Here is a 14,976-nt window from a genome sequence, read left to right on the forward strand (position 1 = left end):
TCCTAAAAGAAAAGAAAGGAAACAAAACCATGAAACATATATATAATAAGGTATATAAAGCAGCCATAGCAGCCCTCATGCTGACCGCCGCCACAGCCTGCACCAACGAAATGCCCCTACCGGACAACGCACAAGAACCGGACACCAAACCCGTAACCGGCACACTGACCACCGTAACCGTATCGCAAGACGCAGGCGCGCAGACAAGGTTGAACTACCAAGAAAACGGCGGTAAGATGGACGTAATCTGGAAGACGGGGGACGAAATATACATAGGCGTGCCGCCTGCCCAAGGAACGGAAGAAAGCAGAAAAACCCTTGAGCAAGCCGGCTTCAAGAAATACACCTGCAACCAAGCCAATGGAACCCAAGCTACATTTACATCCACAGGCGGACTTACCGGCGTCACCTCGGGAACGAAACTCTTTGCCTTCCACGTAAATCCCAAGAATGCACTCATATACGACAATGGAAAGGATTTTCGAGCTTGCCTCAGCTATCTCACAAAGAAGCCGAAAAATGCCGCTCCTACTGTACAAAAAGAACCGGATTCATTCGTTGAGCAACGGCAGACCACGAACAACAGCACCGCCCACATCTCCGATTACGATTTCATGTACGCCACCGCTACTTATACCGACGAAGGTCAAACTCATTTTTCCTTTAAACAACACGTATCACTGATGAAGTTCACCCTGCAGCTACCTGATAATTCAAAGAATAAGAATGTGAAGAAACTGGAATTAACCGCTACCGGCGGTGACAGCAGCTATGGGCTCTCACTCTACCGTAGTGTTAATCTGAAGTCTGGGTATGCCGGAGGGCAAGGTATCGGAGATGCTCGTCTAATTCTCCACTTGGGAGAGGGTGAAAATGGTTTCCAGTGTACTGACGGAAAGCTGATAGCCTACTTAGTGCGTGGCAATGCAGGTAGCGGGGGAATCATCATCACAGTGACGGATACTGAGGGTAGCGAATACACCGTAACGCTGAGCGGTGGCGCGATATCTTCGGGTAAATACTACACCGTAACGGCAAACCTCACAAAGAAGGTTGCCAACTAAACCTGCCCCGCCGAAATACGGCGTGCAGAAAGAAGGAAATACAGACTGCCATCCCGGGCCATACGTCCCTGCCCGGACGGCAGCCTCACCCACACAAAAAAGGACGAAACACCCTAATCCGCCTGCATCAGGAAAGGAGGAAGACATCGCAGGAGAGGTCACACACAGAAAAGACTTCCCAAGCCACCGGGGAATACAGTCGGCGGCACGCTGCCTCACCCTCACTCTCGTTTTTTTGCCGTTCCTCCCTGCCGGGAAAGCTGCGAAGAGGAAGAGAGAGGGAAACACAGATAAAAACAAATTCATTATGAAAAAAGAAATTATACTATCAGGAGCAGAAAAAGGCTATGCCTTGTCATGGAGCGCTTTCACACGCGCCAGCCGCGCAATCACCGTCAGCATGACGGACGAAACGGGTCATCGATATTTCACCCTCAACAAAGCCGACGAAGGCACAGGTCACTACGCCTACAAGTTCCTGGGCGAAGGCTCGGACACCTGCGCCGGCAGCCAACTGAAGGTGAGTATTGAGAACTCCTATCCCGAAGAACTCCAAACCGTGGTCAGCGCCACCCAGATATACGGCAGCGACGGACGTCTGAAAGGCATCTCCTACACCGTGTGTGCCGAAGATTATACGGATGCTAACTTCAGCGACTTCTACCTCAACGTAGTGGCCTGGCTGAAGTAAGCGGAGAAAAGCACTTCTGATGCGTCCCCCTTGATTGACGAATATTAAGATAAATCCTGATAATAAATGCAGACTTAGCGGAATACGGCTTCACCTCGCTGACACTTAGCACAAGTATCCCCGACACTTAGCACAGGTGTCCATGACACTTAGCACAAGTATCGCTGACACTTAGCACAAGTGTCAGCACCCCTAAAAAACCGCTCCACAAGCCCTCTGCACAAGGCTCAGGCAGATGTTTCACTTAAAAAACCATAGAATATGGCATTTTTCAAACCTATTTACAAAAAATTGTCCAAGAAGTGGCATCCCCAAGCCGTGAGCGTGGGCAAACCCATCGAAATGGACGAGCTTTGCAAGCAGATAGCGCTCATCTCCACCGTGAGCAGCGCCGACACCAAAGCTACCCTCGAAGCCCTCGGCCTTGTGCTGGGGACATGTATGAACACCGGTCGCACGGTACACGTGGAGGGTCTGGGAACCTTCTACTACACCTGCATCTCCACCGGCAAAGGCCTGGACACGGCCGAAAAGGTGAACGCCAACCAAATCTCCGGCACCCGCGTACGCTTCGTGCCCGAGTCGCATCGGCAAGGCAGCACCATCACCCGCGGCCTCGTCGGCGAAAACGTGACGTGGGCAAATATCAACTCCATCAGCCAGTTGGACGGCACAGGCAGTGGCGGCAGCAGCGGCGGAGACGGAGGAATAGAGGAAAATCCGTTGGGATAACCGAAACCGAACTCCGTTGCGATAACCGGGCGGGAGGCGAACACGGCACTCATGCGCCCCTACGCCCTCCCTCGATGCAGAGAGAGGAACAGCAGCAGACAGGCGGACAGCTATTTGCTGTTGTTCTATTTAGAAACGAACTGATTTTAAGGGGGATATTTCGTTAGAGTACACCTTTTTTTCGTACCTTTGGCATACCAAACCTCTAAGAGGAATATGGGTATAAAACATTTTATTACAAAGGAGAAAAATTATGAGAAATTACAAAATCATCAGTGAAGGTCAAGACCATGTCACAGTGGAAATAAGTAAAAGTTTCTTCAAGAGAATGATGCAATGGGAAGAAAGCTTCAAAGTGGCCAAAGCTATCCGCCGCGGCCTGAACGAACGTGATAAATATCCTGAACTGAGTCGTGAGGAGGCTGAAAAGGAAATAGAAAAATGGTAAGAGAAGCTGTAAAGTTCCAGTTCTCGGACGATTTTAAGGTCGCCTTCAAACGACTATTGAAAAAATATCGTACGTTGAAACAAGATTTGTTGAAGGTTATGGACGAAATTCAGGAATCTCCGTCGGAGGTCGGCGTTCCTCTTTTTGCAACCGTCCGTAAAATGCGTATGGCTATTTCAGCAAAAGGGCGGGGAAAAAGTGGCGGTGCTCGCCTCATCCTCAGTCTGTACCAACAAGAAGGGATTGTCTTCTTTCTCTTTATTTATGATAAGAATGAAATGGAAAATGTTTCAGATGAGTTCATTAAAGAGATTTTAAAAGATATGGAAGATGCGGAAAACTAAGAGAAAATAACCCCGCTCCACAGCCTGTTTCGCTTTCATCGTGAGGAACTCCATTCGCTCCTACACACTCATTTCAGACGTATATCGCATCACGATCAAGGTTTTGGCGAAAACTATGGAACATGTTTTCGTGCAAGGTTATCAAATCTACTTTCCGATGAAAAAGCTTCCGCAACTCTTCCTGAATGCCGAAGCATGTGAAGCAACTGGGACGACGCAACTTGATTATGACATCAATATCGCTCTTCTCGTCCTGTTCCCCCCGCGCCACGCTACCGAACAGTCCCAACTGTTCGATGCCATACTTGTCGGCAAACTTTTCCTTATAAGCCCGCAGACGGTCGACGATCTCCTGGGTGGTTTCCATATCTTACTTCTTTTAGTGACAGGTACAAAGTTAGCGATTTCCTCAAGAAAGAGAAGACATACCGCGGAAAATATACCGCTACGCACTCATTTTTACGAAGTTTGCCCCGGCATCTGTTGTTATGGTACGTGAATAATCGGTCATTTTTAAGAGTTTATGTGCAGAGGGTAACACTTTTTTCTTTATCTTTGTTTCACGAAAAAAGTATCCTAAAAAGAGACATTATGAAACGCAACGCCAATAAAGTACTCGAAAGCATCCGCCAGTCGCTGGCTCAACACCTGCCTTCCGGCGGACGTGCCGTGCTGTTCGGATCGCAAGCACGCGGCGACGCACGCCCGGACTCGGACTGGGACAGACTTATCGTACTTGACAAGGAGAAACTCGAAACTGCCGATTACGACACTGTCAGCTATCCGCTCACCACGCTAGGCTGGGACTTGGGTGAACGCATCAATCCCATCATGTACACCCTGAAGGAGTGGACCGCAAGCCACATCACTCCGTTTTATAAAAACGTTGAACAAGAAGGAATTATACAGGTATGAGTTTAAGTGAAGAAGAAATCAGCGCAATGCGTGCCCCAGCAAGAGAACTTGTCGAAAAGATAAAGAAACTGATATGAGAAACAATCTGGTTATATAACTTTGTCAGCAAATTACGGTATAAACCTGAAAACAACCACCATGCATAAAATACCACAACCGCTACTACTACTGTTACTACCACTGTGCCTCATCGCCTGTCATACCGGCAACGGAAGTGAAACCATCACCGGAAATGCAGCCGCCCCTCTCCGTTCTCCCCGCTACCACGCCGACAGCCTGCGTTTCCTCGCCGCCACAGAGCCACTCTACGACCAAAGGCGGGAGCGTGAAACCATCCCCTATCTCGACTCCATCTTCTTGCTGCCCGCCAGCCTCAATCCCGATGCCCCGCAACACTCTGACACCCTCAGCACTGCCGAAGGTCGCCTGCTCTGCAACCGTGCCTTGCGCTACCTGATGGTAAGCTACAACCTGCTAATAGACTTTGAAGGCGGCTACCGCCACCTTGACAGCCTCCAACGCCTGCACCTCCCCTTTCTGGAACGCTACTGCCTGCGCGGCCTCCTCACCGCCAAAGCCCAGATGCTGATGCCCCTCGACCGCCACGCCGAAGCCCTGCAATGCCTCGACCAAGCCATGAAGCTCGCCCGGACAGAAGACAGTATCGTCGCCACCCTCCCTTCCGGCCTCCTTGCCCGCGCACAAGCCACCGGACGCTTCGAATGTCCCGAGAACGACAGCTACTGGAGTGCCGCCGCCGGCATCACCTACATGGGCGTGGACAGCGCAAGCACCCGTGCCGAGCAAGCCTTCCTGCGGGTTATCGACATTGCCCGCCACACCGGTTTCCGGGGTGGCCTCTATCCCCATGCTATCGCCCGCCTCGCCGACATCTACCTGCACCAGGGTAAATATGAACAGAGCATCGCCCTCTGCCGCCAAGCCATTGCCTCCACTCCCTCCGACAAACCCGACGAACAAGGGCAATATATCGCCGCCGAAAACCTGACCGAAGCCTACCGCCGTCTCGGCCTTTACGACGAAGCCCTGCGCTATTGCGCCATCGTGACCGACGCCCCCAAAGACTTCGAGATACTGAACAACCTGCGCGGACGCTCCTACATCAACAAAGCCGCCGTCCTTGCCGAAATGAACCGTTCCGCTGATGCCCTCGTCGCCCTGCAACAAGCCGACAGCTGCTTCAACCGTACAGGCAACGATTACTATAAGCTGCAAGCCGCCCTCGAACGCGCCCATCTGCTCACTTTGCAGCCCGACTCACTGGAAGCAGGCCTGCGCATTTTCACCACCCTCGAAGGACAGATACCTGCCCATCGCCAAGCCTTCTACCTTTACTATTACGGAAGCGCCTGTGCCCAAGCCGGACAATACCTCCGCGCCATCCCCCTGTTGGAAAGTGCCGTAACGGAATCGGAGAACATTTCCGAACGCCTCATGGCCCACCAGGCTGCCCGCCTGCTCACTGAGTGCTACCGCCATACCGGCCGTCTCGCCCTCCTTGCCGACTTCCTGCCCCGCTATCAAGCCCTTTCCGACTCCATAGCCAGCGACGCAAAGATACGCCAGCTTGCCGCCGCCAACATCCGCTTCGAAACCGAAAAGAAAGAGCAGGAAAACCGCGCCCTCACCGCCGAAGTGGCACTGAAGGACAGTCGTCTGCGCACCACCCTCCTCGTTGGCACACTCTGCCTGCTGCTGGCTGCCGGCATCATCATTTGGGTAGTGATGAGACATCGTGCCATCCGCATCCGGCAGGAAGCCGCCGCCACCCTGCTGCGCGAACAGGAAACGCAACTGCACAGCCTCATCCGCGACCGCCAGCAACTCAACGACCGCAATCTCGACCTGGTCCGCCAACTCTCCGACATCCAGGCCACACACGAAAGCACCTGCAACCTCGACAACATCATGGAGAGCCTGCAACAAAGCCTTTTCAGCAAAGAAGACACCGAACGCTTCCGCCAAAACTTCTCCGCCGTTTATCCCACAGCACTGAACCGTCTGCGAAGCCGTTGCCCCGACCTGACCTACAGCGACGAACTCTTCTGCATGCTCGCCATGCTGCAACTGGACAACTTCGAAATGGCACGCACCTTGGGTATCAGCAAATCCAGTGTCTCGAAAACACGATACCGGATACGCATAAAACTGGGATTGCCGGAAGGAGCTGATGCGGACATTGAAATCAGAAAAGTGATGTCCGCAGAAGAATAATTGCATAGTATTCACTATCTTTGCAACAGTTCAACCATTTGGAAACTATTAGCGTTATATTACTTATAAACATTATAATAGAAAGATTTATGAAACGTACAAAATTAGCTGCATCCTTTCTGTTGATCGGGACTCTGCTCCTGACGGGATGCGTAAGCAAGAAAGAATTAGTGAATCTTCAAACAGATTATAACAAGCTGAAGGACGAGAAGACCACCCTCGATAAATCCTATCAGGATGCGCAAATCCAGCTTGCCGAGTACCGCACGCAGGCCAAAAGCTTGGAGGATCGCCTAAGCGAAGCCCGAAAAAACAATCAGGAGTTGCGCAACAGCTATGCCACCCTGCAAGGTTCCCTCGACAAGAGCCTCCAGCAGAACTCCCAAGGCAACATCAACATCTCCAAACTGGTGGATGAGATTAACGCCTCCAACCGCTACATCAAGCAACTGGTGGACACCAAGAGCAAATCAGACTCACTGAACGTAGTGCTGACCAACAACCTCACCCGCTCCCTGAGCCGCGAAGAGCTAAAAGAGGTGGATGTAAAGGTCTTGAAAGGCGTGGTTTACATCTCCTTGGCAGACAACATGCTATACAAGAGCGGCAGTTACGAAATCAACGAACGCGCCGGTGAAACGTTGAGCAAAATTGCCAAGATTATCACCGATTACAAGGATTACGAAGTATTGGTAGAGGGTAACACGGACAATGTGCCCATCTCCCGCCCCAACATCCGCAACAACTGGGACTTGAGCGCCCTGCGTGCCTCATCCGTAGTGCAAGCCTTGCAGAATCAATACGGCGTTGACCCCAAACGTCTTTCCGCTGCCGGCCGTGGAGAATACAATCCCCTCACGGATAATGACACCGAACTGGGCAAGCAACGCAACCGCCGTACGCAAATTATCATCACTCCGAAGCTCGACCAGTTCCTGGAACTGATAGACAAGGCGCCGGAAGCGGAAGGAGAAGAAAAAGCCGAATAAAGTAAATACTGCCTGCAATTACTTAACTCACAGGCAGAAACATAGGGAAAAATTATAATCCCAAAAACAAACCTCAGACTGTCTCTGAATAGGAAGAAGCCCATCACTCTGTCATCCGGAGCAAAATAACGGCAAGTTGCTATTCAGAGACAGTTTGCTTATTTTTTCCTTCTATAAGCCCTAAATAAGTACAATTTAATAGTTTTTATCGCACACGCACTTACATTTTATCACATTTATTCCTACCTTTGCGCCCAAATTATAACTTTTAACTAACAACTCATAATCAACTACCATGGCTAAGATAACCAAAGAAGCTGCCTTGCTGTATCATTCACAAGGCAAACCAGGTAAGATAGAAGTAGTGCCCACCAAGCCCTACAGTACCCAAACCGACCTTTCACTTGCATACTCCCCCGGTGTGGCGGAGCCATGTCTTGAAATAGAAAAGAACCCGCAGGACGCATACAAATATACAGCGAAGGGTAATCTGGTAGCTGTAATTTCCAACGGTACCGCAGTGCTCGGTCTGGGCGACATAGGCGCGTTGAGCGGCAAACCCGTAATGGAAGGTAAAGGATTGCTTTTCAAGATTTACGCCGGCATCGACGTGTTCGACATCGAAGTGAACGAGAAAGACCCTGAAAAATTTATCCAGGCAGTCAAAGCCATCGCCCCTACCTTCGGTGGTATCAACCTGGAAGACATCAAAGCTCCCGAATGTTTCGAAATAGAACGCCGCCTGAAAGAAGAACTCGACATCCCCGTGATGCACGACGACCAACATGGAACGGCCATCATCTCCAGTGCCGGACTTGTGAACGCTTTGCAGGTAGCAGGCAAGAAGATTGAAGATGTAAAAATCGTAGTGAACGGTGCCGGTGCATCGGCTGTATCCTGTACGAAGCTGTACGTTTCGCTGGGTGCCCGCCTGGAAAACATCGTGATGGTGGATAGCAAAGGCGTAATCAGCAAGACACGTACTGACCTCAACGAACAGAAGCGTTACTTCGCCACCGACCGCACCGACATCCATACTCTTGAAGAAGCCATCAAAGGCGCAGACGTATTTTTGGGATTATCCAAAGGCAATGTACTGTCACAAGACATGGTACGCAGCATGGCCCCGTCTCCTATCGTTTTCGCACTCGCCAACCCGACACCGGAAATCTCTTACGAAGATGCCATGGCAGCCCGCCCCGATGTATTGATGGCAACCGGACGTTCAGACTATCCGAATCAGATTAACAATGTAATCGGTTTCCCCTATATCTTCCGTGGCGCGCTCGACACGCAGGCAAAGGCCATCAACGAGGAAATGAAGATTGCCGCCGTACACGCCATCGCCAACCTGGCAAAACAGCCTGTGCCCGATGTTGTGAACGAGGCTTACCATGTAAACAACTTTAGTTTCGGCCCTGAATACTTCATCCCGAAACCGGTTGACCCGCGCCTCATCACCGAAGTTTCCTGCGCCGTGGCACGTGCAGCTATGGAAAGCGGTGTAGCCCGCAAGAACATCGAGGACTGGGATGCTTACTGCGTACAACTCCGCGAACTCATGGGTTACGAAAGCAAACTCACCCGCCAGCTTTACGACACCGCCCGCCGCAATCCGCAACGTGTGGTATTTGCCGAAGGTTCTCACCCCAATATGCTGAAAGCAGCCGTAGAAGCCAAAGCCGAAGGTATCTGCCATCCCATCGTTTTAGGTAACGACGAGACCATCGAAAAACTGGCAAAAGAACTCGACCTCAGTCTGGAAGGTATCGAAATTGTAAACCTGCGCCATCCGAATGAAGCAGCACGCCGCGAACGTTATGCCCGCATCCTTTCTGAAAAGCGTGCCCGCCAAGGTGCTACCTATGAGGAAGCCAACGACAAGATGTTCGAACGCAACTACTTCGGTATGATGATGGTGGAAACAGGCGATGCGGATGCATTCATCACCGGTCTTTATACGAAGTACAGCAACACCATCAAGGTAGCCAAGGAAGTTATCGGCATACAACCGCAATACAAGCATTTCGGTACGATGCACATCCTGAACTCCAAGAAGGGAACGTATTTCCTTGCCGACACATTAATCAACCGTCACCCCAATGCCGAAACATTGATTGACATTGCCAAACTGTCAGAGCACACCGTACGTTTCTTCAACCATACCCCGGTAATGGCCATGCTGAGCTATTCCAACTTCGGCGCTGACACCGAAGGTAGTCCGGTAAGCGTACACGAAGCCGTAGAGTACATGCAGCAGAACTATCCCGACCTCGCCATCGACGGTGAGATGCAGGTGAACTTTGCCATGGACCGCAAGATGCGCGACGCCAAATATCCTTTCACCCGCTTGAAAGGCAAGGATGTGAACACCCTCGTATTCCCGAACCTGAGCTCTGCCAACTCCGCATACAAACTGTTGCAGGCTATGAATACGGAAATGGAACTGATTGGTCCGATACAGATGGGCCTGAACAAACCTATCCACTTCACCGACTTCGAAAGTTCCGTGCGCGACATCGTAAATATCACCGCAGTAGCCGTTATCGATGCTATCGTGGACAAAAAGAAAGCAGGTAAATGAGACGTCCGTTATCGAAATCACAAAGTGTTTGCATTGTGCTGCTTTGGGCAGCACTTTGCTACATAGTTCTGACTACTGTCGAACGAATTGATGGCCCAGTCATCATGACGCTTATCATTTCGGCAGCGTTAGTGTTCATTCCGGTAATAAAATCATTAAAGAGAGGATAAATAATGTCTTTTTATTCCTTTTTGCGGTAGAAAACAATAAAAATGTTGTTTTCTACCGCATTTTCTTTATAAATTGTTTGTTTGTCTCATTTTTATGTGTACTTTTGCAACCGCAACAGAGAAAAAGGGAAACGAGATACGAGGAAACAAGTTACAAGGAATTCCCTGCGGCAGCGCAAATGCCTTATCAACTGAACCCCTCGTCAACTTGTCAACTGAACTCTCGTCAACTGAAAAATAACCAATAAAAGAAATAGATTATGAACGCAGCTAAGGTATTAGAAGATTTGAAGAGACGGTTCCCCAACGAACCAGAGTATCATCAGGCAGTGGAAGAAGTACTTTCTACAATTGAAGAAGAGTACAACAAACACCCGGAGTTTGACAAAGTCAATCTGATTGAACGTCTTTGCATCCCCGATCGTGTTTACCAGTTCCGCGTGACTTGGATGGACGATAAGGGTAACATTCAGACCAACATGGGTTACCGCGTTCAACACAACAACGCTATCGGCCCGTACAAAGGTGGTATCCGTTTCCACGCTTCTGTAAACCTTTCAATCCTGAAATTCCTTGCTTTCGAGCAGACTTTCAAAAACTCACTGACTACGCTGCCTATGGGTGGTGGTAAAGGTGGTTCCGACTTCTCTCCGCGCGGTAAATCCAATGCCGAAGTAATGCGTTTCGTACAAGCATTCATGCTGGAACTGTGGCGTCACATTGGTCCTGAAACTGACGTACCTGCCGGTGATATCGGTGTAGGTGGTCGTGAAGTAGGTTTCATGTTCGGTATGTACAAGAAGCTGACTCGTGAGTTCACCGGTACATTTACCGGTAAAGGCCGTGAGTTCGGTGGTTCACTGATTCGTCCGGAAGCTACCGGTTACGGTAACATCTACTTCCTGATGGAAATGCTGAAGAAGCAAGGTACCGACTTGAAAGGCAAGACTTGTCTGATTTCAGGTTCCGGTAACGTAGCTCAATATACTGCTGAAAAAGTTCTCGAACTGGGTGGTAAAGTTCTGACAATGTCCGACTCTGACGGTTACGTTTACGACCCGGCAGGTATCGACCGCGAGAAACTGGATTACATCATGGAATTGAAAAACCTCTACCGTGGACGTATCCGCGAATATGCAGAGCAATATCCGGGTGTTAAGTATGTAGAAGGAGCTAAACCTTGGGGTGAAAAAGCTGACATCGCTCTGCCTTCTGCAACTCAGAACGAACTGAACGGCGATCACGCTCGCCAGTTAGTAGCAAACGGCTGTATAGCTGTTTCCGAAGGTGCTAACATGCCTTCTACTCCGGAAGCTATCAAAGTATTCCAGGATGCCAAAATTCTGTATGCCCCGGGTAAGGCTGCCAATGCAGGTGGTGTATCAGTATCCGGCCTCGAAATGACTCAGAATTCTATCAAACTGAGCTGGAGCTCTGAAGAGGTAGACGAGAAACTGAAGAGCATCATGAAGAACATTCACGAAGCCTGCGTACAGTATGGTACAGAAGCTGACGGTTATGTGAACTATGTGAAGGGTGCTAACGTTGCCGGATTCATGAAGGTGGCGAAAGCTATGATGGCACAAGGTATCGTGTAAAGAAAGCTATAGTTGTTATATATGAGAATCCCCTTTGCACCCGGTGTGAAGGGGATTTTCTTTTTCTCAGACACCTATGAGTGCTATTATATAAAAAGACCAACTTTTGCATGCTTTTCCAAAGAAAATCTCTATTTTTTCAATTATAGCTTTATTCCTTAATTTATTATGCCAGTAACAGAAGAAGAATTAAAAACTATATTTGCATCCTCATGCATTGAGTCCGCCGCCCGTGCAATGGGATGTCCGGCATCAGAAATGTATTTGCGCATGAAGCGCATCAATCTGATTGAAAACTATATTTGGGAGTTTTAGGATGTACTTCACACCCAAAGCCGGGAATATGTAACAGAAGATATCCTGAAAACATTGAATATTTGGGAATAGTAGTTATATATAGAATCAAAGAGCTTGCAATGCAACAGAAACTAATTCTATGTATTTATGTAACTGACTCTCTATCTTCTTCTTTCTTGCTTCAGAACCTTCGATAGTCAATGCCACATCATATACCCTTCTTACATATTGTATCAATTTTACGCATTCATGATACTCTCCGTATACATACGACAAGTCTACTTTAATAAGATTTTCCTCACACTCTGTAAGCAAACTATTTTTGTCCGGATTCCGCATCCTCTCTATTGCCTCAATGCCTGCCTTGATACTGCTCTTTGTTCCTATTACCTTAATGCGCTTATTTAATTCCAATTTATACGGCCCATCATCAACATTCGACACAGCATCCAAAGCATCTTGCAAAAGTTCATTAACAACATCATAATTTCCCATATCATATTGTATTTCAAGTTCTTTCAACTTAGACTCTGTAACTGAAACTTGCATTTTGTCCATTGGGATAATAGATGCATCCAACATATTACAATCCATTTTAGTTATCAGCTTTTTATAACGCAAAAGCAGACTCTCCTTATATTTAATGATATCATCCGTATCAGGAATACGCTGAAATATACTATTTACCTCTTGGAAAAGAGAAGCACATTTTTCAGGCTTCTCCTCTTTTATGAGCTTTGCAATATCAGACATTATTTCATCAGCGTGCCGCAGCAACATTCTATTATCGGGGACTAACGTCTTTGAGAAAGTTGCCCTATAAGCATCAAGCACTTTATCGGTCAAAGAAGGCAGACTATCATCATACTCCTGCTTACTGGTGACATGCCAACCAGCACACGAACGGCAATAATAACTCCGGTTAGGAGCATGGCCACTGCACGCCTCTATCTCTTCATGATTGAATTTAATAAAATTATCCGCTTTTGACTCTGACTCAAATAGTGTTTTGTATCTATTGCAATCACGACAAAATATCCTGTTTCTTTTGGGTTTCATGCACTCACTTGGTTTATTACCTTTTTCTCATTTTCGGTTTGACAAATTATAGCAAATGTTGTTATAAGCGTGTTTAAATAATCTTTTGCAAAAGTAAACAAAATAAACCAGAAAACAGAAGAAAGCGTAGTAAATCTGGCCAGCAAGAGCCAAGCCTTGATGCCTTAATAAAACTAATATCATCCTTACTAAAAACTAATCCCTGCACCGCAAGAAACTAATAATTCGTTGCCTAAAAATTATTTATACATCAACTGTTGTAAGAAAATTCTATAATTATTGTAAGAAAATAGAACAATTATTGTAAGAAACTACTATATTTGTAGTAAGAATACTTTTTTGTATCTGAGATATTAGTTTGTAGCACATCCGACATTAGTTTCTTGCGGTTCCGATGCCAGTTTGTTTCTACGGAAGTATAAACCTCTTAAAACAATGTATATATGAGTACTTTTTATGACCTCTACGAAACACCGGACCCCAGTGGCGAAGGTAAGAAGAAACCACTGCACGCACGTGTACACTCCAAAGGTACCATTACAGCAAAAGAATTTCAGGAACGGGTGATGAAAGAGCAACATATGCCACACGCTATGATAGTAGGCATCATGCAAGCCATCAGCAATGCGCTGGGCGACTGGCTTGCCGAAGGCTACAATGTGGAATTTGACGAGTTGGGCTATTTCAGCACTACACTGAAATGCACGCGACCCGCCATGAACAAAAAAGACATCCGTGCCGAATCCGTACGGTTCGAAACGGTAAAGTTCCGTCCAAGCAAAGAATTTAAAAAATACGTGAGGCATCAAATGCATTTGGAAAGGCTGGACAAGAAGATGGCGACAAAGAAACCGGCAGTAGCCCCGGAAAAAAGAAAAGAAATGATGCTGAAATTCCTGGAAGCAAACATCTGCATCACACGCACCGAGTACTCCCGCCTGACGAATGTAACGGACCGCCGCGCCAGTAGTGATTTACAAGAATATCTGGCAGAAGGCATTATTCGCAAACGGGGCGGAGGACGTTCAGTGGTTTATATAAAGAGGAATCAAGAATAAGCCATACTCCTTTCAGCGGGAAAACGCAGAAAGCAATGCCTCGAAAACCGCAGGATGGAGGAAGTAACGAATATCTTTCCCTTCCTCCATCGCCCGGCGAATAAAGGTAGAGCTAATCTCGAAAGTAGGCGAAGAAACTACTTTTACATTCTCCGGAAGGGAATCGGAAGAAACCGGATAACCGGGACGAGGATACACAAGAATATGGTTTTCGGCAAGAATACGCTCCGACTGATACCAACAGGGAAAGAGTGCCCAGTTATCCGAACCGATAATCAAATGAAATTCCCGATCGGGATAGGTTTCTTTCAGTTTATCCAATGTATGGATGGTATAGGACGGACGGGGCAGATTAAACTCAATATCAGAAGCTTTAAACTTGGGATACGCCTCAATGGCAAGTTGAACTAACTTCAAACGGAAGGTATCATCCATCAATTCATCTTCTTCCTTCAACGGATTATGAGGGGTTACGAGAAACCACACTTCATCCAGCCCTTCATATTCGCAAAGATAATTGGCAAGGGCAAGATGTCCGATGTGTACCGGATTGAAGGAGCCACTGAAGATACCCGTTTTCATTCTTTTGTTTTCATACGTTTCCAGCAAGTATAAACATTGATGCAACTTGAAAGCAATACCAATGTCATACCAAGAACTATTGTCCATTGGCTATAATACAACGCCATCAGACCTGACACCAAAGATATAAGTGCCAGGAGTGCGTTGAGAATCAACAAAGACTTGTTCTGTTTAGGAGAAACAGGTTTCGGCTGATACATGACAGACCTT

At 47.8% G+C, this 14,976-nt stretch carries 16 protein-coding genes; 12 read left to right on the forward strand and 4 right to left on the reverse strand.

What is annotated here, in order from left to right:
- Nucleotides 1-29: 29 nt before the first annotated feature.
- The 5 genes from VYM24_RS24065 (at nt 30) to VYM24_RS24085 (ending at nt 3,279) form a co-directional block, all read left to right on the forward strand.
- The gene (locus tag VYM24_RS24065) at nt 30-1,064 is read left to right on the forward strand and encodes a hypothetical protein (RefSeq protein ID WP_330941073.1); all 1,035 of its coding nucleotides are present in this window, start codon (nt 30-32) and stop codon (nt 1,062-1,064) included.
- Between the two features lie 307 nt (nt 1,065-1,371).
- Nucleotides 1,372-1,755 (forward strand): hypothetical protein, encoded by a 384-nt coding sequence (locus VYM24_RS24070; RefSeq protein ID WP_330941074.1) that lies wholly within the window; start codon nt 1,372-1,374, stop codon nt 1,753-1,755.
- Nucleotides 1,756-2,016: 261 nt separating this feature from the next.
- Complete coding sequence (locus VYM24_RS24075) at nt 2,017-2,487, forward strand: HU family DNA-binding protein (RefSeq protein WP_330941075.1); 471 nt, start codon at nt 2,017-2,019, stop codon at nt 2,485-2,487.
- Between the two features lie 253 nt (nt 2,488-2,740).
- Nucleotides 2,741-2,935, forward strand: coding sequence for a hypothetical protein (locus VYM24_RS24080; RefSeq protein WP_117707816.1), 195 nt, complete (start codon nt 2,741-2,743; stop codon nt 2,933-2,935).
- The gene (locus VYM24_RS24085) at nt 2,929-3,279 is read left to right on the forward strand and encodes a type II toxin-antitoxin system RelE/ParE family toxin (RefSeq protein WP_276944719.1); all 351 of its coding nucleotides are present in this window, start codon (nt 2,929-2,931) and stop codon (nt 3,277-3,279) included. The genes VYM24_RS24080 and VYM24_RS24085 overlap by 7 nt, the downstream gene beginning before the upstream one ends.
- A 73-nt stretch (nt 3,280-3,352) precedes the next feature.
- Here the strand turns inward: VYM24_RS24085 and VYM24_RS24090 are convergent, their stop codons facing one another.
- Nucleotides 3,353-3,646 (reverse strand): nucleotidyltransferase family protein, encoded by a 294-nt coding sequence (locus VYM24_RS24090; protein WP_118423181.1) that lies wholly within the window; start codon nt 3,644-3,646, stop codon nt 3,353-3,355.
- 224 nt (nt 3,647-3,870) lie between these two features.
- On the opposite strand from VYM24_RS24090, the gene VYM24_RS24095 reads away from it, so the two are divergent.
- The 6 genes from VYM24_RS24095 (at nt 3,871) to VYM24_RS24120 (ending at nt 12,085) form a co-directional block, all read left to right on the forward strand.
- A complete protein-coding gene (locus VYM24_RS24095) occupies nt 3,871-4,194 on the forward strand; it encodes a nucleotidyltransferase domain-containing protein (RefSeq protein WP_330942291.1) in 324 nt (107 codons plus the stop codon).
- A 138-nt stretch (nt 4,195-4,332) separates the two neighbouring features.
- A complete protein-coding gene (locus VYM24_RS24100) occupies nt 4,333-6,429 on the forward strand; it encodes a tetratricopeptide repeat protein (protein WP_330941076.1) in 2,097 nt (698 codons plus the stop codon).
- 89 nt (nt 6,430-6,518) lie between these two features.
- Nucleotides 6,519-7,418, forward strand: a complete 900-nt coding sequence (locus VYM24_RS24105; RefSeq protein ID WP_330941077.1) for an OmpA/MotB family protein — start codon at nt 6,519-6,521, stop codon at nt 7,416-7,418.
- Between the two features lie 295 nt (nt 7,419-7,713).
- Nucleotides 7,714-10,002, forward strand: a complete 2,289-nt coding sequence (locus VYM24_RS24110; protein WP_025834143.1) for an NADP-dependent malic enzyme — start codon at nt 7,714-7,716, stop codon at nt 10,000-10,002.
- Between the two features lie 430 nt (nt 10,003-10,432).
- Complete coding sequence (locus VYM24_RS24115) at nt 10,433-11,770, forward strand: NADP-specific glutamate dehydrogenase (RefSeq protein ID WP_224320297.1); 1,338 nt, start codon at nt 10,433-10,435, stop codon at nt 11,768-11,770.
- 168 nt (nt 11,771-11,938) lie between these two features.
- Nucleotides 11,939-12,085, forward strand: a complete 147-nt coding sequence (locus VYM24_RS24120) for a DUF3791 domain-containing protein (RefSeq protein WP_291599832.1) — start codon at nt 11,939-11,941, stop codon at nt 12,083-12,085.
- 87 nt (nt 12,086-12,172) lie between these two features.
- On the opposite strand, the gene VYM24_RS24125 is transcribed toward VYM24_RS24120, so the two are convergent.
- Nucleotides 12,173-13,126, reverse strand: coding sequence for a hypothetical protein (locus tag VYM24_RS24125; RefSeq protein WP_330941078.1), 954 nt, complete (start codon nt 13,124-13,126; stop codon nt 12,173-12,175).
- Nucleotides 13,127-13,569: 443 nt separating this feature from the next.
- Between VYM24_RS24125 and VYM24_RS24130 the strand changes: the two genes are divergently transcribed.
- Nucleotides 13,570-14,184 carry an HU family DNA-binding protein gene (locus tag VYM24_RS24130; protein ID WP_330941079.1) on the forward strand — a complete coding sequence of 205 codons (615 nt, stop codon included), beginning with the start codon at nt 13,570-13,572 and terminating at the stop codon, nt 14,182-14,184.
- A 12-nt stretch (nt 14,185-14,196) separates the two neighbouring features.
- On the opposite strand, the gene nadD is transcribed toward VYM24_RS24130, so the two are convergent.
- Both nadD and VYM24_RS24140 read right to left on the reverse strand, forming a co-directional pair.
- Nucleotides 14,197-14,766, reverse strand: coding sequence for a nicotinate (nicotinamide) nucleotide adenylyltransferase (gene nadD, locus VYM24_RS24135; protein ID WP_330941080.1), 570 nt, complete (start codon nt 14,764-14,766; stop codon nt 14,197-14,199).
- Nucleotides 14,763-14,966 (reverse strand): hypothetical protein, encoded by a 204-nt coding sequence (locus tag VYM24_RS24140; RefSeq protein ID WP_118464208.1) that lies wholly within the window; start codon nt 14,964-14,966, stop codon nt 14,763-14,765. Before VYM24_RS24140 ends, nadD begins: the two co-directional genes overlap by 4 nt.
- Nucleotides 14,967-14,976 lie beyond the last annotated feature (10 nt).

The organism is Bacteroides sp. MSB163 (assembly GCF_036416795.1).
GTDB classification, from domain to species: domain Bacteria; phylum Bacteroidota; class Bacteroidia; order Bacteroidales; family Bacteroidaceae; genus Bacteroides; species Bacteroides maternus.